The sequence below is a fragment of the Streptomyces sp. NPDC001663 genome, assembly GCF_042893105.1.
Classification (GTDB): domain Bacteria; phylum Actinomycetota; class Actinomycetes; order Streptomycetales; family Streptomycetaceae; genus Streptomyces.
In genome coordinates this window covers 84,928-103,272 of record NZ_JBIAUR010000026.1, presented here as the reverse complement: position 1 = coordinate 103,272, position 18,345 = coordinate 84,928, and the positions used below count along the sequence as shown (strand labels likewise).

General features: G+C 71.5%; 22 protein-coding genes. 13 read left to right on the top strand and 9 right to left on the bottom strand.

Annotated elements, in window-relative coordinates; genetic code table 11:
• The first annotated feature begins 361 nt into the window (after nt 1-361).
• On the top strand, nt 362-3,376 hold the full coding sequence (locus ACFY1L_RS51010; RefSeq protein WP_388842073.1) for a BTAD domain-containing putative transcriptional regulator: 3,015 nt from the start codon (nt 362-364) through the stop codon (nt 3,374-3,376).
• 51 nt (nt 3,377-3,427) lie between these two features.
• On the opposite strand, the gene ACFY1L_RS51005 is transcribed toward ACFY1L_RS51010, so the two are convergent.
• From ACFY1L_RS51005 to ACFY1L_RS50995, 3 genes are all read right to left on the bottom strand, one after another.
• A complete protein-coding gene (locus tag ACFY1L_RS51005) occupies nt 3,428-5,119 on the bottom strand; it encodes a bifunctional 3'-5' exonuclease/DNA polymerase (protein ID WP_388842071.1) in 1,692 nt (563 codons plus the stop codon).
• Between the two features lie 48 nt (nt 5,120-5,167).
• Complete coding sequence (locus ACFY1L_RS51000) at nt 5,168-5,899, bottom strand: Clp protease N-terminal domain-containing protein (protein WP_388842069.1); 732 nt, start codon at nt 5,897-5,899, stop codon at nt 5,168-5,170.
• Nucleotides 5,900-5,973: 74 nt separating this feature from the next.
• A complete protein-coding gene (locus tag ACFY1L_RS50995; RefSeq protein ID WP_388842067.1) occupies nt 5,974-6,603 on the bottom strand; it encodes a LysE family translocator in 630 nt (209 codons plus the stop codon).
• A 111-nt stretch (nt 6,604-6,714) separates the two neighbouring features.
• Between ACFY1L_RS50995 and ACFY1L_RS50990 the strand changes: the two genes are divergently transcribed.
• A complete protein-coding gene (locus tag ACFY1L_RS50990) occupies nt 6,715-7,662 on the top strand; it encodes a S41 family peptidase (protein ID WP_388842065.1) in 948 nt (315 codons plus the stop codon).
• A 54-nt stretch (nt 7,663-7,716) separates the two neighbouring features.
• Nucleotides 7,717-8,853, top strand: a complete 1,137-nt coding sequence (locus tag ACFY1L_RS50985; RefSeq protein WP_388842063.1) for a DUF2786 domain-containing protein — start codon at nt 7,717-7,719, stop codon at nt 8,851-8,853.
• 12 nt (nt 8,854-8,865) lie between these two features.
• Here ACFY1L_RS50985 and ACFY1L_RS50980 read toward each other — a convergent pair whose 3' ends face one another.
• The 4 genes from ACFY1L_RS50980 to rpmB form a co-directional block, all read right to left on the bottom strand.
• The gene (locus ACFY1L_RS50980; protein ID WP_388842061.1) at nt 8,866-9,387 is read right to left on the bottom strand and encodes a DUF4232 domain-containing protein; all 522 of its coding nucleotides are present in this window, start codon (nt 9,385-9,387) and stop codon (nt 8,866-8,868) included.
• Between the two features lie 171 nt (nt 9,388-9,558).
• Nucleotides 9,559-10,086 (bottom strand): hypothetical protein, encoded by a 528-nt coding sequence (locus ACFY1L_RS50975; protein WP_388842059.1) that lies wholly within the window; start codon nt 10,084-10,086, stop codon nt 9,559-9,561.
• Nucleotides 10,087-10,232: 146 nt separating this feature from the next.
• Entirely contained in the window at nt 10,233-10,538 is a 306-nt protein-coding gene (gene rpsN, locus ACFY1L_RS50970) for a 30S ribosomal protein S14 (protein WP_388842057.1), read from the bottom strand.
• Nucleotides 10,538-10,774 carry a 50S ribosomal protein L28 gene (gene rpmB / locus ACFY1L_RS50965; protein ID WP_388842055.1) on the bottom strand — a complete coding sequence of 79 codons (237 nt, stop codon included), beginning with the start codon at nt 10,772-10,774 and terminating at the stop codon, nt 10,538-10,540. The genes rpsN and rpmB overlap by 1 nt, the downstream gene beginning before the upstream one ends.
• Nucleotides 10,775-10,836: 62 nt before the next feature.
• Here rpmB and rpmG point away from each other — a divergent pair, with 62 nt between their 5' ends.
• The 8 genes from rpmG to ACFY1L_RS50925 all read left to right on the top strand — a co-directional run bounded on the left by rpmG (nt 10,837) and on the right by ACFY1L_RS50925 (nt 14,340).
• Complete coding sequence (rpmG, locus tag ACFY1L_RS50960) at nt 10,837-11,001, top strand: 50S ribosomal protein L33 (RefSeq protein ID WP_015658813.1); 165 nt, start codon at nt 10,837-10,839, stop codon at nt 10,999-11,001.
• Between the two features lie 9 nt (nt 11,002-11,010).
• Nucleotides 11,011-11,265: a type B 50S ribosomal protein L31 gene (locus tag ACFY1L_RS50955; RefSeq protein WP_388842052.1), complete on the top strand. Its 255-nt coding sequence runs from the start codon at nt 11,011-11,013 to the stop codon at nt 11,263-11,265.
• Nucleotides 11,262-12,389, top strand: coding sequence for a CobW family GTP-binding protein (locus ACFY1L_RS50950; RefSeq protein ID WP_388842050.1), 1,128 nt, complete (start codon nt 11,262-11,264; stop codon nt 12,387-12,389). The genes ACFY1L_RS50955 and ACFY1L_RS50950 overlap by 4 nt, the downstream gene beginning before the upstream one ends.
• Nucleotides 12,390-12,392: 3 nt before the next feature.
• Nucleotides 12,393-12,626, top strand: a complete 234-nt coding sequence (gene rpsR, locus ACFY1L_RS50945) for a 30S ribosomal protein S18 (protein ID WP_388842048.1) — start codon at nt 12,393-12,395, stop codon at nt 12,624-12,626.
• Between the two features lie 70 nt (nt 12,627-12,696).
• Entirely contained in the window at nt 12,697-13,068 is a 372-nt protein-coding gene (locus ACFY1L_RS50940; protein WP_388842046.1) for a VOC family protein, read from the top strand.
• Nucleotides 13,069-13,078: 10 nt separating this feature from the next.
• Nucleotides 13,079-13,435 carry an ArsR/SmtB family transcription factor gene (locus ACFY1L_RS50935; RefSeq protein ID WP_388842044.1) on the top strand — a complete coding sequence of 119 codons (357 nt, stop codon included), beginning with the start codon at nt 13,079-13,081 and terminating at the stop codon, nt 13,433-13,435.
• Nucleotides 13,432-13,950 carry an SRPBCC domain-containing protein gene (locus ACFY1L_RS50930; RefSeq protein WP_388842042.1) on the top strand — a complete coding sequence of 173 codons (519 nt, stop codon included), beginning with the start codon at nt 13,432-13,434 and terminating at the stop codon, nt 13,948-13,950. The genes ACFY1L_RS50935 and ACFY1L_RS50930 overlap by 4 nt, the downstream gene beginning before the upstream one ends.
• Before the next feature lie 171 nt (nt 13,951-14,121).
• Nucleotides 14,122-14,340 carry a DUF397 domain-containing protein gene (locus ACFY1L_RS50925; protein WP_388842179.1) on the top strand — a complete coding sequence of 73 codons (219 nt, stop codon included), beginning with the start codon at nt 14,122-14,124 and terminating at the stop codon, nt 14,338-14,340.
• Nucleotides 14,341-14,423: 83 nt separating this feature from the next.
• Here ACFY1L_RS50925 and ACFY1L_RS50920 read toward each other — a convergent pair whose 3' ends face one another.
• Nucleotides 14,424-14,945, bottom strand: a complete 522-nt coding sequence (locus ACFY1L_RS50920) for an ATP-binding protein (RefSeq protein ID WP_388842040.1) — start codon at nt 14,943-14,945, stop codon at nt 14,424-14,426.
• Nucleotides 14,946-15,278: 333 nt separating this feature from the next.
• On the opposite strand from ACFY1L_RS50920, the gene ACFY1L_RS50915 reads away from it, so the two are divergent.
• Nucleotides 15,279-16,103, top strand: a complete 825-nt coding sequence (locus ACFY1L_RS50915) for a helix-turn-helix domain-containing protein (protein ID WP_388842177.1) — start codon at nt 15,279-15,281, stop codon at nt 16,101-16,103.
• Nucleotides 16,104-16,215: 112 nt separating this feature from the next.
• Nucleotides 16,216-17,676 (top strand): aldehyde dehydrogenase family protein, encoded by a 1,461-nt coding sequence (locus ACFY1L_RS50910; RefSeq protein WP_388842038.1) that lies wholly within the window; start codon nt 16,216-16,218, stop codon nt 17,674-17,676.
• 24 nt (nt 17,677-17,700) lie between these two features.
• On the opposite strand, the gene ACFY1L_RS50905 is transcribed toward ACFY1L_RS50910, so the two are convergent.
• Nucleotides 17,701-18,183 (bottom strand): hypothetical protein, encoded by a 483-nt coding sequence (locus ACFY1L_RS50905; RefSeq protein ID WP_388842036.1) that lies wholly within the window; start codon nt 18,181-18,183, stop codon nt 17,701-17,703.
• Nucleotides 18,184-18,345 lie beyond the last annotated feature (162 nt).

Here is an 18,345-nt window from a genome sequence, read left to right as displayed (position 1 = left end):
GAGCCAACGGGTCTCGAAGAGGGGACGAGGGTCCCGGTCGTTCACCTCCGCCGACCGGGACCCTCTGACGTCCCCCGGATCCGGCCGCGGCGGCGACACTCCCCCGAGTTGCGCGTCGTACGCGCGCGCCCCCGGGCCAGATCCGATGAAGTGATCACATCAGGTCACGCCAACGGATCGCTAACATGTGGCCAACGGTTCTCCGTTCCGGCGTCGGCCGACTGGCGTGAAGTCGCTGGTGGCCTCGTCGGACTGCCGGAACGGTAGCGGGATTCCGCCGGGGACCGTCGTGGAGTGGGTGGCGGGAAACCAATGTGACGAGGGCGGGAATCCGCCAGGACGCGGGAAGGCAGTGGGCGGCGTGAGGCGGCGCGGGCTGCGGTTCGGACTGCTGGGGCCGCCGGTCCTGTACGACGTCCACGGCGACGCCGTCGAGGACGTGGACGCCCTGGGAAGCGTCGACGTCAAAGCCGTCGGCAGTCCCAAGGTCCGTGCCCTGCTCGCCGCCCTGCTGCTCGAGGCCGGGCGCATCGTCTCCGTGGAGTCGCTCAAGGACGCGCTGTGGGGCGGCTCGCCGCCCGCCTCCGCGCAGGCCTCGCTGCACAACCACGTGGCCCGGCTGCGGCGGCTGCTCGACGATCCCGAACGGCTGCGGGCGGTGCCGCCCGGTTATGTGCTGCGGGTCGAGCAGGGCGAGCTGGACGTCCATGTCTTCGAGCTGCATCTCGCCGCGGCGCGCGGGGCGTACGCGGCCCGCAACTGGGAGCGGGTCGTGCGCGAGTGCGCCTCCGCGCTCGCGCTGTGGCGGGGCTCGCCGTTGAGCGGGCTGCCCGCTGAACTGGGCGGGTACGCGTTCGTGTCGCGTCTGCGGGAGGCACGCCTGCTCCTCCTGGAGTGGCGCTACGACGCCGAGCTGGCCGTCGACGGTGCCCGGCTGGACGGTCTCGTACCGGAGTTGGCGGCGCTGGCCGCCGAGTATCCGCTGCGGGAGGCCTACCACCGCCAGCTGATGCTCGCCCTGCACCGCACCGGCCGCCAGGCCGAGGCGCTGGCCGTCCACCGCGATCTGCGCACCCACCTGGTCGAGGAGCTCGGCATCGAACCGGGTCAGGCGGTGCGGGACGCGCACGTCGAGGTGCTCGCCGGCACCGCGGACCCAGGTGCCACGCGCGAGGACGACACCCCGCGCGGCAGCACGGACGACCCCGCGCCTGCCGTCCCGCAACCACCCCGGCCCGCCCAACTGCCCCCGCCCCCCGCCCACTTCACGGGTCGCACCTCCACCCTCGACGACCTCCGCAGCACCCTCGAGCCCGGCCGGACTCCCGCGGTGGCCGTCATCAGCGGCATGGCCGGCGTGGGCAAGAGCGCCCTCGCCCTGCACGTCGCCCATGAGCTGCGGGAACGTTTCCCCGACGGTCAGCTCTACGTCAACCTGCACGGCGCCACCCCCGGCATGACCCCGCTGTCCTCCGCCCAGGCTCTCACCGCGCTGCTCCGCGACCTCGGCACCGAGCCCCGGCACATCCCCGAACACCCGTACGCGGCCGCCGCGTTGCTGCGCTCCCTGCTCGCGCCGACCCGCACGCTGCTGGTGCTGGACGACGCCGCCAGCGCCGCGCAGGTACGGCCCCTGCTGCCGGCCGGCTCCGGCTGTGCGGTGATCGTCACCAGCCGCTCGCCGCTGACCGCCCTGGACGGCGCCCGGCGCTTCCCGCTCACCCCGCTGAGCGGCGAGGAGAGCGCGGCGCTGCTACGGGCCGTCTCCGGCCGGGACGGCCTCGACGCGGCCCACCCCCTCGTCGAACTCACCGGCCGTCTCCCGCTCGCCCTGCGCATCGTCGCCGCCCGCCTCGCCGCGCGCCGTGCCCTCACCCCGGACGTGCTCGCCGGTCAACTGGCCGCCACCGAGGGGCGGTTGCACCACCTGGAGTACGACGACCTGAGCGTGCGCCGCTCCCTGGCTGTCGCGCACGACGCCCTCGCCGCCTCGGAGCGCGAGGCCGACCGGGATGCGGCGCTCGCGCTGCGCGGCGTCGGTGCGCTCGACCTGCCCGTGTACGGCGCGCCCCTGATCGCCCGCCTCACCGGCACCGACGCACGGCGGGCCGAGGCCGCGCTGGACCGGCTCGTGGACGTGGCCCTCCTGGAGGAGACCGCCTACGGCCGCTACGCACCCCACGACCTGGTCCGCGACTTCGCCCACGAACTCGCGGGCGGCGCCGCCGACACCGACATCGACGAGTCCGCACTGCGCTGGTACGCCGCCGTCGCCGAGCGCGCCCTCACCGCGATCGTCGAACCCGGCCTCGACCAGGACGACCGCCGCCGCCCGACCGCGGCCCAGCCGCCGGACCACGCGGCGGAGGTCGCTGCCCTGCCCTTCTTCGAGTCCGCCGAACAGGCCTTCGCCTGGGGCGACACGGAGCTGGAGAACGTCGTCACGATGGTGGAGCGGTACGCCGACGACGCCGACGACCGCAGGGCCGCCCGGGTCTCGGCACTCGTCCGCCTCTTCTTCCCCTATGTGCAGCGCAGCGGTCGCGTCGCCGAGATGGAGGTGCTCGGCCTGGCCGCCCTGCGCGTGGCGCGACGGCTCGGTGACGAGGCGGCCGAGGCGTATGCGCTCGGCGACCTCGCCGGCCTGCACTTCCTGACCGGACGGCAGGGCGAGGCCCTCGCCCTCAACGACCGGGCGCTGACGATCTGGCTGCGGCTCGACCGCGTCTCCTGGATGCGACGCTGCCTCAACAACCGCGGGCTGCTGCTCGAAGGACTCGGCCGTTACGAGGAGTCCGGCCGTGCCCTGCGTCAGAGCCTGGAGTACTCACGGCAGTTGAACGACCCGCACGGCGAGGCCGTGACCCACAGCCACCTCGGCAACCTGTACGAGCACACCGACCCGCGGGCCGCGATCGAGCAGCACCGGCGCTCGCTCGCCATCGGGGACGAGATCGGCGCCGTGATCGTGCAGCACTCCGCGCACTGCAACATCGGCTACGCCCATCTCACCCTCGGTGAACCGGCCGCCGCCCTGCCGCACTTCGAGGAGAGCCTGCGCATTCTCGGCGGCCACGGCGACTGGCACGGCGAGTCGCAGACCCGGCTGGGACTGGTGCGGGCACTGCGCCTGCTCGGCCGTACGGAACGGGCCGGCAGCGAATGCGCCGAACTGCTCAGCCGCGCCGACGCCCGCGCCGACCGCTACACGGGCGGCCTCGCCCGCCACCAGCACGGGCTGCTGCTGCGGGAGCGCGGGCGCGCGACGGAGGCGTACGAAGAGTGGCGCAAGGCGCTCGAGGCGCTGGACGGGACGGACGAGAAGGCCGTGGTGACGGAGCTGAGGGAGCTGCTGACCGAGACGAACGCCCGCTGATCGCCACGTGCCCGGGCAACGGCCGACAGGTCAACTACCGCCTTCCACCTCTCATTTCGCGTCCGCGTAACACTCCACCACCGCCGTAGTGAACGGAAACCGCACCGGCGTCTCACCGAACGTCAGTCGTCCGGCCAGCTCAGCCGACTCCCGGATCGCCGTCACGACGGCCTCCGCCTCCTCCTCGGGGCAGTGCACGATCACCTCGTCGTGCTGGAAGAAGACCAACTCGGCCGCCATGCCCGCGCAGGCCTGGCGGAGTGCGGCGAGCAGCAGCAGGGCCCAGTCGGCGGCGCTGCCCTGGACGACGAAGTTGCGGGCGAAGCGGCCGCGGGCGCGGGTGTTCGTGGAGGCGTAGCCCGGCACCCACTCGGTGCCGGCGGGGGCCTCGGCCGGTTCGTCCTGGGGGATGCCGGCCTCCTCGGAGGCGTCGTCGCCCGCTCCGGCCGCGGGCGGGCAGGTCCGCCCCAGCCAGGTCCGCACGAGCCGCCCCTCCTCGCCGGCGCGCGCCGCGTCGTCGACGTACGCCACCGCCTTGGGGAAGCGGCGTCTGAGCGCGGCGAGGTTCTTCAGGCCGTCGCCGGAGGTCTGACCGTAGACCGCGCCGAGCACGGCGAGCTTGGCCTGGGCGCGGTCGCCGGAGAAGGCCCGGTCGGAGACGGACTGGTAGAGGTCGGTCTCGCGGCCGGCCACCTCCACCAGCCCCGGGTCGCGGGAGATGGCCGCCAGCACGCGCGGCTCCATCTGGTCGGCATCCGCGACCACGAGCCGCCAGCCGGGATCGGCGACCACCGCGCGCCGGATGACCTTGGGGATCTGCAGGGCGCCCCCGCCGTTGGTGACCCAGCGGCCCGTGACCGTGCCGTGCGCCATGAACTCGGGCCTGAACCGCCCGTCACGCACCCAGTCCTGCAGCCAGGACCAGCCGTGGGCGACCCAGATGCGGTACAGCTTCTTGTACTCGACCAGCGGCTTCACGGCCGGGTGGTCGACGGACTCGATCTCCCAGCGCCGGGTCGACTTGACCTTGATCCCGGCCTGCGCGAACGCCTTGATGACGTCCGCGGGCAGATCGGGGCGCACCCGGCGGCCGAACGCGGCGGACACCTCGTCCGCGAGCTCGGCCAGGCGCCGGGGCTCGCCACCGCCCGCGTACCGCTCGCCGAGCAGCTCGTGCAGCACCTGGCGGTGGACCTCGGCGCTCCAGGGCAGCCCGGCGCGGTTCATCTCGGCGGCGACCAGCATCCCCGCCGACTCGGCCGCGGTCAGCAGCCGCATCCGGTCGGGGTGCGGGGTGGCGTCGTGCCGGCGCTGCTGCTCGGCGTACACCTCGACCAGGTCGGGCAGCGGCACATGGACGGTCTGCGGTTCGAAGAGCGGGGACTGCGCGCCCGGTTCGGCGGAGCGCTGGGGCGGGTCGGGCGGTACGGGGCCGCCGCGCAGCCGGGCCAGGGCGGCGGCCGCCGAGCGGGGCTCGCCGTACCGCCCCTCGTGGCCGAGCAGGAGGGTCTCGGCGTCCTCGATGTCGTAGCACCGCTCCACTCGCACCCCCGTGGCGAGCAGACGCGGATACACCTCGGCCGTGGACCGCCACACCCATCGCGCGACCTCCGGCCGGGCCCGCACGGCCGTCGCGAGGTCGGGCTCCCACAGGACCGGCCCGGCGAGCAGCCCGTCCGGACCGAGGGGGGCGAGCTCCACGCCACCGTCCTCGGCCGGGGCGAGTGCCCAGCGGTCGGTCATGACTGCGAGTGTGGCAGGCGGGTCTGACAACGGCCTGCGACAACGGCCTCAGCTCGGCTCGGGCGGCGCCTGCAGGTACTTCTCCAGAGCCTTGGCGAGCTCGGTCTCGATCGGTCCCTTCTCGATGCCGAGGCCGGACAGCACTCCCGAGCCGTGCTCGAACTCCAGCAGGGCCAGCAGGATGTGCTCGGTGCCGACGTAGTTGTGGCCGAGGCGGAGGGCCTCGCGGAAGGTGAGTTCCAGGACCTTCTTCGCGTCGGAGGCGTACGGGACGAGCTCCGGGGCCTCCTCGGCTGCGGGCGGGAGCGCGGCGGCCGCTGCCTCCCGCACCGCGTCGTGGGAGACGCCCTGTGCGGCGATCGCCTTGGCGGCCAGGCCCTCCGGTTCGGCGAGCAGACCGAGGACCAGGTGCGCGGGCACGACCTCGGTGTGGGGACCTGCCTTGGCCTCGTTGTGCGCGGTCATCACCACGTTGCGGGCCCGCAGGGTGTAGCGGCCGAAGCCCTGGTTCGGGTCGAGGGCGGTCGACTCCTTCGGCACGAACCGCTTCTGCGCGGCCTGCCGGGTGACGCCCATGCTCTGGCCGATGTCCGTCCAGGAGGCCCCGGAGCGGCGGGCCTGGTCCACGAAGTGGCCGATCAGGTGGTCGGCCACCTCGCCGAGGTGATCGGCGGCGATCACCGCGTCCTGGAGCTGGTCGAGGGGTTCGGTGTGAACCTTCTTGATCGCCGCGATGAGGTCGTCGAGGCGTACGGATGACGTGGTCGGGTTCGTCGACATGTGTCAACCGTAGGTTGACAGCAATTGCCCGTCAACCCCGGGTTGACAGTCGAAATGCCCTCACGCGCGCGTGCCTACTTCGGCGAGGCCGCCAGCCGTACCGCCAGCCCCGTGAACACCGTCCCGCTGAAGATGTTCAGCCCGCGCGCCACCCGCCGGCTGCGGCGCAGCAGCGCGGAGAGCTTCCCGGAGAGCAGGCCGATGGCTCCCTCGACGACGAAGCCCATCACGACGATCGTCACGCCGAGGACCATGAACTGGCCGGGCACGTGCCCCAGTTCGGGATTCACGAACTGCGGCAGGAAGGAGATGCTGAAAAGGATCGCCTTGGGGTTGAGCAGGTTGGTGAGGGCTCCCTGCCAGAAGGCGCGCCGCCGACCGGGCCCGGCGGGTGCGGCGTCCTCCCCGACCGGCGTCCCGCGGTCGCGGAACGCCTTGACCGCCAGGTACAGCAGATAGGCCGCGCCCGCCCATCGCAGGACGTGATAGAGCGTCGGAAGCGTCGTGAACAGCGCCGAGAGGCCGAGCGCCGCGGCGGCCGTGTGCACGAGCATCGCGCAGGCGGTGCCGAGGGCCGCCAGCACCCCTGCCGTGGGTCCTCCCCGTCCACCCATCGCAACGATGAACATCATGTCGGGGCCGGGAGTGATGCAGAGCGCGAAAGCGGTGACGAGGTACGCCGCGTACAAGGACATGTCCACCATGCGGCCATGCTTCAACTCACCGGGAAGAGGAGCGACCGAGTTTCGGGGTGTGAGACGAGTCCGGGAAAATGCCATGTGAGGCGTGGGCGGACGGTGGTTGACTCAGCTGCCATGACGACGACCGCGCTGACAACGAGCTCCTCCGCAGCCCCCGCCCCGTCCTCGACTCCCGCCCCCGTCACGGACGTTCCGGCAGTCGTCGACGAGACGGCCCGGCTCCTCACCGAGCACTACGTCTTCCCGGACGTCGCCGAACAGCTGGCCGCGCTGCTGCGCCGGCGTCTGGCGGAGGGGGCGTACGACGTGGAGAGCGCCGAGGAGCTCGGCGGCCTGGTCACCGCGGATCTGCAGTCGGTCAACGGCGACCTGCACCTGCGCCTCAAGTACCACCCCGGCCGGGTGCCGCAGGGCCGGGGCGAGGCCGCGGCGGCCGAGATGCGCCGCGACTTCGACGCTTCCCTCGGCGGCGTGCCCCGGGTCGAGTTGCTGGACGGCGGAACAGCCCTGCTCGAACTCGCCCCGGCCCTCTTCCCGCTGGCCTGGTCGGCCGAGCCGCTCGCCGCCGCGCTCACCCTGGTCGCCCGCGCCGACGCGCTGATCCTGGACCTGCGGGCCAATCGCGGCGGCGACCCGGACACCGTCGCCTTCGTCTGCAGCTACCTGCTGGACGAGCACACCCACCTCAACACCATGTACGCGCGCGTGGGCGACCGCTACGACCAGTCCTGGACCCTGCCGCACGTCCCCGGCGCCCGTTTCGGCGGCACCAAGCCGGTCTACGTCCTCACCGGCCCCCGCACCTTCTCCGCCGCCGAGGAACTGGCCTACGACCTCCAGCAGCAGGGCCGCGCGACCGTCGTGGGGGAGACCACCCGCGGCGGCGCCCACCCGCGCGAGGGCTGGACCGTCCACCCGAACCTGGAGGCCACCATCCCCGTCGGCCGCTCGATCAACCCGGTCTCCGGCACCAACTGGGAGGGCACCGGCGTCCTCCCCGACGTTCCCTGCCCGGCCCCCGACGCCCTCGACCGGACGCTGGCCCTGAGGGCCAGTGTCTGAGCCCCTGATCCACGGCTGACCCGGTTGTCAGTGCCGCGTGGCACGATCGACCGAGTGAGCAGCTCTACGTCCAGCACCGTCGAACGCGCCTTCCGGGCCGCCCTGTACGCCGAGACCGACACCGCCCTCGACACGGGCGCGTCCCTGCTGGCCGCGGACCCGGCCGCGGACGCCGAACTCGCCTGCCACGGCCGGGAGTTCGTGGCGGCGGCCTGGCGGCGCGGCTGGCAGCCCGCCGACGTCGTACGGATCGTGCGGCGCGAGCTGGACGACATACACGTACGACTGGCATCGGCGCTGATCGGCGCGCAGCTGCCGGACGACTGTCCGCGCGGCCCCCGCTGGCGCGCTCAGCTGGACGAACTCGCCGAGCAGGCCGCCGAGGCCGCCGACACCCCGTCCCGCACCGACCGCTTCACGCACGCGACCACGGTCCTGGAGCTGTACCGCCTGCTGCTGCGCCTGCCGACCCTGGAACCCCTCGAAGACCACGAGCCCACGGCCACCCGTCACCCCAGGCCCGAGTCCCGCATGCTCACCCGCATCCGCGCGCTGCTCGCCAAGGCGGAGGCGACCGGATTCCCGGAGGAGGCGGAGGCGCTCACGGCCAAGGCGCAGGAGCTGTCGGCCCGGCACAGCATCGACGAGGCGCTGCTCGCGGCGCAGGCGCCCTCTCCCGACACCCCCGGCGCCTGCCGGATCGGCGTCGAGGCGCCGTACGAGCAGGCCAAGGCGGTTCTGCTGGACGCGGTCGCCACCGCCAACCACTGCCGGGCCGTGTGGAACGAACCGCTGGGCTTCTCCACGGTCGTCGGCTTCGAGGCCGACCTGGAGGCCGTCGAGCTGCTCTACACCTCGCTCCTCGTGCAGGCCACGCACGCGATGACGAAGGCCGAGGCGGCCCAGCGGGCGGGCGGCCGCAAGCGCACCAAGACCTTCCGGCAGTCCTTCTTCGCGGCCTACGCCCACCGCATAGGCACCCGCCTCGCGGCCGCCGCCGAGACGCAGGTGACCGACGATCTGCTCCCGGTCCTGGCCACCCGCGAGGTCGCCGTCACGGCGCACACGGACCGCATGTTCCCGCAGACGACGACCACGCGCCTGCGCGGTGTGACCGACGAGGCGGGCTGGACACAGGGCGCGGAGGCGGCGGACCGGGCCCGGGTGGGAGCCCGGCCGCGGCTCCCATGAGCCGCCCGTGCGTCAGTCGCCGGCCTGCGCGAAGGCGGTCACCGAGGCGTTCGGCTCGCCCGCGTCGCCCTTGAGGGCGACCTCGCCGTACGACCACGTGAAGCTGTGGTCGGCGGTGGAGCCGGGCAGGCTGAACTTCGCGGTCTTCACCGGGAGGCTCTTCTTGCCGCCCGCCGCGCCGCGCACGTAGGTGATCGTGAAGGAGGCGGTCGCGTCCTTGGCGAGGGTCAGCTTCTGGGCCTTCGCCGCCTTGTCGGCCGGGACCTTGGCCGAGGTGTCGCCGGCGTTGAGGTCGACGCCGGGGAAGCCGTTCACGGTGCACTTGGTGCCGCGATTGGTGATCGTGACGGTGACGTTGCCGGTGTCCCCGGCGGCCGGCGCGGCGCTCGCCGCGACCTGCACGCCGACGCCGTCGAGCGTGCAGGCGTCGCCGGCCTTGCTCTTGCCGCCGCCGCTGTCACCGCCGTTGTCGTCGCAGGCGGTGAGGAGAAGGGCAGCGGAGAGGGCGGCGACGGTGATCGGGATGGCGCGCATGTGGTGGTTCCTCTGGTGCTCTGGGGCGGGCGGGACGCCGGTGATCGCGTGCATGGATCATCACGCACCGACCCATGAAGCGGTTGCCTGCCCCCACCAACTCGTCGGCGCCCCGGAAAGGTACGACTCAAGGCCTTGGGACATACGATCCCGGGCTTCGGGAGTCGGGGGTCACGACCCCAGGCTGGCCGTGGGCAGTCCTGACGGCAGCGTCCCGCCCTCCGACCTGGTGTACGTCTCCTTGCCGGTGCTGCCGGACCAGGTGATCTTCAGCGAGCTCTTGGTCACGGAGTCGACCATGCCCGTCGCCCGGGCCTTGCTGCCGTCCGTGCAGGTGAGGTGGAGCATCTGCATGCCGGCCTCCTTGCCCGCGGTCCCGCTGCACACGGCCCCGCCGGTGGAGAAGAGCCCGGCCTGCTTGCCGTTGATGACCAGCGCGACGGCCTTGCCGTCGGTCGTGGCGAGCCAGCTGCCCTGCAGGCTGTCGGACGCGGTCGTCGACCCGCCGGTGCCGCCGCCGGTGTCCGCGGTGGAGGTCGCCGAGGAGGAGGGGCTGGACGAGGCGTCGTCGTCGGAGTCGCCGCCGCTGCTGCACGCGGTCAGCACGAGCGCGCCCGCCAGCCCCACGGCCGCCGCGGCGATCCGCACCGGCCGGCGCGACACCGTGCGAGAGGGACGCGTGAAGGTCGCCGAAGTCACTGGTAGCTCCCAAGCAGTAGCAACGAGCAGTAGCAAGCCGTAGCCGGTGGGCCGGGCCGCGCGGCCCGAACGCCCGCAGCAAGCTACCAGGGACGGCCGTGCTGCCCCTGAGGAGCGGCTGTGAGATTCACGAGACCCACCCGCGCTCACCAGGACGACTTGCGCACCCCCGGCAAGTACCCCGCATGCGCCTGCTCCCGCAGCGAAACCCGGGACAGCCCGAACGCCCGGAAGTACCCCCGCGGCCGCCCGTCCACCTGGTCCCGGTTGCGTACGCGTGTCGCGCTCGCGTCGCGCGGCTGGCGGCGCAACTCCCGCTCGGCGGCGAGCCGTTCGGCCTCCGTCGACGACGGGCGCCGGATGATCTCCTTCAGCTCGGCGCGCCGCTCGGCGTGGCGGGCGACGATCTTCTGCCGCTTCTCGTTCTTCGCGATCTTGCTCTTCTTCGCCATCAGACCCGCACCCCCCGCGCACGGATCCGCGCCACGGCCGCCTCGACGCCGATCGTGTCGACGGTCCTGATCCCCTTCGTGCTCAGCCGCAGCCGTACGTACCGGCCCTCGCTCGGCAGCCAGTACCGCTTGCTCTGGATGTTGGGGTCGAAACGGCGGGGAGTGCGCCGGTGGGAGTGGGAGATGCGGTTGCCGAAGCCGGGCCGGGCGCCGGTCAGCATGCAGTGCGCGGACATGGGTGACGTACCTCTCCTGAAGCGATGTCGCTAATGGAATTCATTTTCAGTAAGGTACCACCATGGCTCGCAACGAACTCCGCCCGGTCATCAAGCTCCGCTCCACGGCAGGGACCGGCTTCACCTACGTGACCCGCAAGAACCGCCGCAACGACCCCGACCGCATGACGCTGCGCAAGTACGACCCGGTCGCCGGCCGCCACGTCGACTTCCGAGAGGAGCGCTGAACCACCGCCATGCGCAAGGGAATCCACCCGGCCTACGGTCCCGTCGTCTTCCGTGACCGCGCCGCGAACCACGCCTTCCTGACCCGCTCGACGATGACGAGCGAGAAGACGATCGAGTGGGAGGACGGCAACACCTACCCGGTCGTGGACGTCGAGATCTCGAACGTCAGCCACCCCTTCTACACCGGTACGGCCCGCGTCCTGGACACCGCCGGCCGCGTGGAGCGCTTCGAGCGCCGGTTCGGGAAGCGGGGCGGGGCGTGAGCCTGTCGGTCGTGATCGTCGGCGGCCTGCACGCCGACGCCCGCAGGGCGGCCGTCGCCCAGCTGCTGGCAGACGTCCCCGGCAGCGTCGTACTCCACCACGACCTCGCCACGGCCGCGGCGGGGACGGTCGTACGGACGATCCGCGACGCGGCCGGCCTCGTGTCGGCCGGCGAGACGCCCCTGGTCAACGACTGCGCCTGCTGCGCGCTCAGGGAAGACCTCGTCCCCGAGCTGCGCAGGCTCGCGGACGCCGGGGGCACCCGCCTCGCCGTCGTCGAGCTGTGGGACTCCGTCGAGCCCAAGGCCATGGCCGAGGTGGTCGTGGCCGGCGGCCTTACGGTCACCGGCGTCATCACCGCCGTCGACCCGGCGCTCGTCCTGCCCTGCCTCGGCAACGGCGACGACCTCGCCGAGGGCGGCCTCGCGGCGGCGGCCACGGACCAGCGGACGGTCGCGGACACGTTCGCGCGCCAGCTGGAGTACGCCCCCGTCCTGGCTGTCACCGACGGTGAGGAGGCCGACGACGAGGACCGCGAGCTGCTGGAGCAGCTGCACCCGACGGCCCGGCGGGTCGTCATCGGCCACGGCGACCTTGCGGGCGCCGCGCTGGCCGGATTCGACGTCGAAGCGGCGGCCGCAGCCCAGCACCCGGCCTGCGCCCTCCTGCCCGCCGAGGCCGATGCCCACGGTGTCTCCACGTTCGTATGGCACCGCAGCCGCCCCTTCCACCCGGAGCGGCTGTACGCGGCGCTGGAGGACCTGACCTGCGCCGCCGCCCGCAGCCGGGGCCGGTTCTGGCTCGCCGACAAGCCGGACACGCTGCTGCACTGGGACGCGGCGGGCGGGGCGCTGTGCGTGGAGAGCGTCGGGCCGTGGCTGGCCGCGCTCCCCGACGCCGCCTGGGACATGGTCCCGCCGGTGCGCCGCGCCGCCGCCGCGCTGGACTGGCACGCGGAGCACGGCGACTGCTGCCAGCACCTCGTCTTCACCTCCCCCGGCCTCGACCGCCACGGGCTCGAACACCTGCTGGAGGCCTGCCTGTTGACCGACGCCGAGTACGCCGCCGGGCGCGACGCCTGGAAACGACTGCCGCCCGCCTTCGACGCCCTCCTGGAGGTCTGACCCATGGCCCGCAAGCCCGACCGCAAGCCCGCCACGAACCGCCCCAACCCGCTGGACGCGGCCGGGATCACGTACATCGACTACAAGGACACCGACCTGCTGCGGAAGTTCATCTCCGACCGGGGCAAGATCCGCAGCCGCCGCGTCACCCGAGTCACGGCCCAGCAGCAACGACTGCTCGCCCGCGCGATCAAGAACGCCCGGGAGATGGCCCTGCTGCCGTATGGCAGCCGCTGAGCGCGCCGCTAATAGGTAGGAGATTCCCTACGTTTGACACGTAGGGAATCTCCTACCTATCGTCGGCTCCATGAACATCACTCACGCCTCCTTCGTCACCCTCCCCGTCTCCGACCAGGACCGCGCCCTGCGCTTCTACACGGACGTTCTCGGCTTCGAGGTCACCGCCGACCTGGACATGCCACAGGGGCGCTGGCTCCAGGTGGCCCCGAAGGGGGCGCAGACCGTCTTCACGCTTTCCGGTCCCGGGATGGGCGGTTTCGAGGCCGGTTCGGCCCGGGGGATCATGTTGGTCACGACCGATGTCGACGCGGACTGCGCTCGGCTCGCTGAGGCGGGGACCGCGGTGCAGGGGCCCGACGATCTCCCGTGGGGCCGCATGGCCTCCTTCACGGACCCCGACGGCAACGGTCTGCTGCTGCTGACGGAGGCACACCAGTAGGAAGGTCGGCATGACCGCAACCGGGGCCCGCGAAGAGGCCGTGGCGGACCGCGTCTTCGCCGCGCTCGCCAACGCCACCCGCCGCGAGGTGCTGCGGCTGCTCCGCGACGGCGGGCCCCAGCCCGTCCAGGCGCTGGCCGAGCACTTCGACATGCGCCGTCCCAGCCTCTCCGAGCACCTGAAGGTGTTGCGCGACGCGGGCCTCGTCTCCGAGCAGCGCTCCGGCCGGCAGCGCATCTACCGCCTCGAGGCGGCCCCCCTCGCCGAGGTGCAGGACTGGCTCCATCCGTACGAGCGGTTCTGGCGCGACCGCTTGAAGGGCCTCGGTGACCTCCTCGACCACATGCCCGACGATGGGCCGACATGAGCACCGAACCCGCAGGCGACCGGTCCCCGGACGACCGTGCCGCCGGCTACCGACCCGCCGACGGCCCCGACGACGACCTCACCGCCGTCCGCGTCGACCAGTTCTTCCCGCACCCGCCCGCCAAGGTCTGGCGCGCCCTGACCGAGCCCGAGCTGCTCGTGCAGTGGCAGATGCAGGGGTCAGAGGACTTTCGCCTCGAGATCGGCCACCGGTACCGGCTCACCTCCGTACCGCGGCCCAACACCAACTTCTCCGGCGTCGTGGACGTCGAGGTCCTCGCCTACGACGTCGAGCGGATGCTCTCCGTCCGCTGGGCGGATGCCGATCCGGCCAATCCCGCGGACTGGACCATTACGTGGAGGTTGGAACAAGAAGGCCGCGGTACACGTCTCTTCCTAGTGCACGAGGGATTCGACCCCGACGACCCCGCACAGCTGATGGCCCGGACGATCATGGGCGGGGGCTGGAGAACGCATGTGATGCGAGCTCTGGGGCAAGCGCTGGAACGGGTGTAGCGCCACGTACGTCACATCTGTAACCACAGAACCACCCCGCGTGCACGTGCATCTGCTCATGCATCCGCACGTGAACACGGCTATGATCCGGACCAGTTGACCACTGCATCACTGGCCCCAAGGCCACCGCACCACCGGGAGCGACCTGTGGACCACGACGTGTACAACGGCATGGCAGCCACGGAGCTGAACGGAGTGGCCTGGCAGAAGAGCCGGCACAGCAACTCGCAGGGTTCCTGCGTGGAGTTCGCCCGGCTGCCCGGCGGTGACGTGGCCGTACGCAACTCGCGCTTCCCCGAAGGCCCCGCGCTCGTCTACACGCGCGCGGAGATCGAGGCGATGCTCCTGGGCATCAAGGACGGCGAGTTCGACCACCTGGTAGCCGGCTGACGAAAGCGGGCACTTCGGGACGGTCCGGGCCACCGTCGCCGTAACGCGCGTAGAACCCCGGCGTCAAAAAACGCCGGGGCCACTCACTCCGAGCAGTCCGCCGACGCCGCCGGCGGCTGCGGCAGCCGGAACAGTGCCCAGACCACCTTGCCGCCGAGCGTGCCCGCGAGCGGGTGCCAGCCCCAGCCGTCGGCGAAGGAGTCGACGAGGAACAGGCCGCGCCCGGACTCCGCCGAGAAGTCGTCCACCTCGCCCGCGACCGGACTGTCGTTGCTGGGGTCGCGCACCGCGCACACCAGCCGCTCGGTCCAGCGCATCAGGTGCAGCCGCACGGACGGGTTGTGCTCCGGTATGCGCGCGCCGGTCGCCGCCAGGCCGTGCCGCAGGGCGTTGGTGACCAGCTCGGAGACGACCAGGCAGATGTCGTCGAAGCGGTCGCCCGCGTCCCATTGGTCCAGCGTTCTGCGGGTGAAGAGTCTCGCCTCGCGGACCGCCTCGTAGCGGGCGGGAAGAGCGCAGGAGGCGGCGTTGGACACGGCCGCGGGATCCAGCGGCGGAAGGCCCTGCCGTAACGGCTCGAGCATGGTCGATCCATTCGTCCCCATGCGAGGCACTCCCGGGAATTCGCGGTCGTTGCGATGCAGCGGTTGCGCGAGACCATGGTCTTGGATGAGCGGTGCAGATGCAAGGTGCAGATGCACGTGCACGCGACCGAATTGGACCCTCCCGTACCGCTTGTTGGCCATTTTTTCCGCCATCTTCTCTCCCCCTACTTGCCAACTCCTTCCTGGTTCCTGTGCAGAATCTTTGGCTTCTTTCCTTCTCTGTAATCGGACGAGTACTGCTCGGAGTGTTTTAGTGGCAGACTTCGGCCCCTGAAGGCGTTGGGGAGGCTGGCGAACGTGAGCGTGGGAGAGCCCGGATCGGTGGTGCGGCGCATGCTGCTCGGCTCGCAACTCAGGCGACTGCGCGAGGCGCGCGGGATCACGCGCGAGGCGGCGGGTTACTCGATCCGCGCGTCGGAGTCGAAGATCAGCCGGATGGAACTGGGCCGGGTGAGCTTCAAGACGCGTGATGTGGAAGACCTGTTGACGCTGTACGGCATCACGGACGAGCAGGAGCGCACCTCGCTCCTCTCCCTCGCCCGGGAGGCCAACGTCGCGGGCTGGTGGCACAGTTACTCGGACGTGCTGCCGAGTTGGTTCCCCACCTATGTGGGGCTGGAGGGTGCGGCGTCCCTGATCCGGGCGTACGAGGTGCAGTTCGTGCACGGCCTGCTGCAGACCGAGGCGTATGCACGTGCAGTCGTACAGCGCGGCATGAAGGGCGCGAGCCCCGCCGACATCGAGAAGCGGGTGGCGCTGCGCCTGGAGCGGCAGAAGTACCTCGTCTCCGAGAACGCCCCGGACTACCACATCGTCCTCGACGAGGCGGCCCTGCGCCGCCCGTACGGCGACCGGCAGGTGATGCGCGGTCAGCTCCAGCACCTGATCGAGATCTCCGAGCATCCGAACGTACGGCTGCAGATCATGCCGTTCAGCTTCGGCGGGCACTCGGGCGAGAGCGGCGCGTTCACGATCCTCAGCTTCACCGAGTCCGATCTGACCGACGTCGTCTACCTGGAGCAGCTCACCAGCGCCCTCTACCTGGACAAGCACGAGGACGTCGCCCAGTACGAGAAGGCCCTCAAGGAGCTCCAGCAGGACAGCCCGGGATTGGAAGAGAGCCGCGATGTCCTACGAGGTCTCCTCCAGCTCTCCTAGGGTTCTCCCCATAAGTTCGCTCTCAGTCCCCAACTCGCTTGCGTCGCAAGTACGATGACGTGTGATCAGACCGTGATGTTGATCGTGTGTCTGCTAGTGATTTGGGGATCACATGTCGTCGTACTTCACCGACCTGGCCCAGCAGTACATCGACGGTGAGTGGCGCCCGGGCACGGGTTCCTGGGACATCATCGACTTCAACCCGTACGACGGCGAGAAGCTGGCGTCGATCACGATAGCCACGGTCGACGAGGTCGACGAGGCGTACAAGTCGGCGGCCCGCGTGCAGAAGCAGTGGGCGGCGACCAACCCGTATGCGCGCCGTGCGGTCCTGGAGAAGGCCCTCGCGCTGATCGAGGAGCGCCAGGAGGAGATCACCGAGGTGATCATCGCCGAGCTCGGCGGCACGCATCTGAAGGCCGGCTTCGAGCTCCATCTCGCCAAGGAGTTCCTGCGCGAGTCGATCCAGTGGGCGCTGCGCCCCGAGGGCAAGATCCTCCCGTCGCCGGTGGACGGCAAGGAGAACCGTCTCTACCGCGTCCCGGTCGGTGTCGTGGGCGTGATCAGCCCCTTCAACTTCCCCTTCCTGCTGTCGATCAAGTCGGTCGCCCCGGCCCTCGCGCTCGGCAACGGCGTGGTCCTCAAGCCGCACCAGAACACCCCGATCACCGGCGGCTCCCTGGTCGCGAAGATCTTCGAGGACGCGGGTCTGCCCGGCGGGCTCCTGAACGTTGTCATCACGGACATCGCGGAGATCGGCGACGCCTTCATCGAGCACCCGGTACCGAAGGTCATCTCCTTCACCGGCTCCGACAAGGTCGGCCGGCACGTCGCCACCGTCTGCGCCTCGCACTTCAAGCGCACGGTCCTCGAACTGGGCGGCAACAGCGCGATCGTGGTGCTCGACGACGCAGACATCGACTACGCGGTCGACGCGGCCGTCTTCAGCCGCTACGTCCACCAGGGCCAGGTCTGCATGGCCGCCAACCGCGTGCTGGTGGACCGCTCGATCGTCGACGAGTTCACGGAGAAGTTCGTCGCCAAGGTCAAGACCCTCAAGGTCGGCGACCCGCGCGACCCGCAGACCGTCATCGGCCCGGTGATCAACTCCTCGCAGGCGGACTCCCTTTCGGCCACGGTCGAGCAGGCGATCGCCGAGGGCGCGACGGCCCTGGTGCGCGGCGAGACCACCGACAACCTGGTCGAGCCCTCCGTCCTCACCGGCGTCCCCGCCGACTCGGCCCTGCTCCGGCAGGAGGTCTTCGGCCCGGTCGCCTTCCTCATCCCCTTCGACGGTGAGGAGGAGGCCGTACGCATCGTCAACGACACGCCGTACGGTCTGAGCGGCGCCGTGCACACCGGTGACATCGAGCGGGGTGTCGCCTTCGCCAAGCAGATCGACACCGGCATGTTCCACGTGAACGACGGCACCGTCCACGACGAGCCGCTCGTCCCCTTCGGCGGCGAGAAGAGCTCCGGCGTCGGCCGCCTCAACGGTGAGGGGACCGTCGAGTGCTTCACCACGCAGAAGTGGATCTCGGTGCAGCACGGGCGGAGCGGGTTCCCGTTCTGAGGAACGGTCCGGTCGGGGCCGTCGTCATGTGACGGCCCTGACAACGACGTAGACGACGAGCCCGGTCAGTGTCAGGGATGCCAGGACGACGAACAGTCGGCGTCCGATGCTGTGGGACGGCGGCTTCACGCGGCCCCGGAAGACGACGAGCGAGGCTGCCGTCAGGCCGGTCAGGCCGCCCAGGCCCAGGGTCGACCAGCCGGTGACGGCGGCGGGGCCGACGGTCTCCAGCCAGCCGGTGGGGAGCACCTGGACGGGTGTGGCCCGGTCCAGCGGCACGTCCGCGGCGATGGAGGCGTACCGCTGCGGCCGGTGCGCCTCGACCAGTTCGCCCTCGCAGACGTTGTGGCGGTTCTTGCCGGTCCCGGTCAGGTGGCAGCCCGCGGCGGTGAAGACGGCGCGATGCCCTACGAGGCCGAGGGCGCCCGCCAGCATGTAGCCGCCCTGGAGCAGCGGCGCCAGGCCGAACACGAGGACGCAGAACGCCCCGGCCAGTGCGACCACCACGGGCGACGGTTTCGCGCCGGGCCGCGTGGGATTCAGCGGCGGTCTCGGGCGCGCGGGCTGCTTGCCCTCCCGCTTCCTGCGTGCGCGGCGTTTCCTGGATCCCCTGCCCACTGCGCCCTCCCCTGACGGCCTGCCGTCATGATCCTCCCTGGGTGGAACTTC

Coding starts and splice junctions, on each gene's coding strand:
- ACFY1L_RS51005 (WP_388842071.1), bottom strand. CDS start 5,119: ATGACCGACCGCTGGGCACTCGCCCCGGCCGAGGACGGTGGCGTGGAG.
- ACFY1L_RS51000 (WP_388842069.1), bottom strand. CDS start 5,899: ATGTCGACGAACCCGACCACGTCATCCGTACGCCTCGACGACCTCATC.
- ACFY1L_RS50995 (WP_388842067.1), bottom strand. CDS start 6,603: ATGGTGGACATGTCCTTGTACGCGGCGTACCTCGTCACCGCTTTCGCG.
- ACFY1L_RS50990 (WP_388842065.1), top strand. CDS start 6,715: ATGACGACGACCGCGCTGACAACGAGCTCCTCCGCAGCCCCCGCCCCG.
- ACFY1L_RS50980 (WP_388842061.1), bottom strand. CDS start 9,387: ATGCGCGCCATCCCGATCACCGTCGCCGCCCTCTCCGCTGCCCTTCTC.
- rpsN (WP_388842057.1), bottom strand. CDS start 10,538: ATGGCGAAGAAGAGCAAGATCGCGAAGAACGAGAAGCGGCAGAAGATC.
- rpmB (WP_388842055.1), bottom strand. CDS start 10,774: ATGTCCGCGCACTGCATGCTGACCGGCGCCCGGCCCGGCTTCGGCAAC.
- rpmG (WP_015658813.1), top strand. CDS start 10,837: ATGGCTCGCAACGAACTCCGCCCGGTCATCAAGCTCCGCTCCACGGCA.
- ACFY1L_RS50955 (WP_388842052.1), top strand. CDS start 11,011: ATGCGCAAGGGAATCCACCCGGCCTACGGTCCCGTCGTCTTCCGTGAC.
- rpsR (WP_388842048.1), top strand. CDS start 12,393: ATGGCCCGCAAGCCCGACCGCAAGCCCGCCACGAACCGCCCCAACCCG.
- ACFY1L_RS50940 (WP_388842046.1), top strand. CDS start 12,697: ATGAACATCACTCACGCCTCCTTCGTCACCCTCCCCGTCTCCGACCAG.
- ACFY1L_RS50935 (WP_388842044.1), top strand. CDS start 13,079: ATGACCGCAACCGGGGCCCGCGAAGAGGCCGTGGCGGACCGCGTCTTC.
- ACFY1L_RS50930 (WP_388842042.1), top strand. CDS start 13,432: ATGAGCACCGAACCCGCAGGCGACCGGTCCCCGGACGACCGTGCCGCC.
- ACFY1L_RS50925 (WP_388842179.1), top strand. CDS start 14,122: ATGGCAGCCACGGAGCTGAACGGAGTGGCCTGGCAGAAGAGCCGGCAC.
- ACFY1L_RS50920 (WP_388842040.1), bottom strand. CDS start 14,945: ATGGGGACGAATGGATCGACCATGCTCGAGCCGTTACGGCAGGGCCTT.
- ACFY1L_RS50915 (WP_388842177.1), top strand. CDS start 15,279: ATGCTGCTCGGCTCGCAACTCAGGCGACTGCGCGAGGCGCGCGGGATC.
- ACFY1L_RS50910 (WP_388842038.1), top strand. CDS start 16,216: ATGTCGTCGTACTTCACCGACCTGGCCCAGCAGTACATCGACGGTGAG.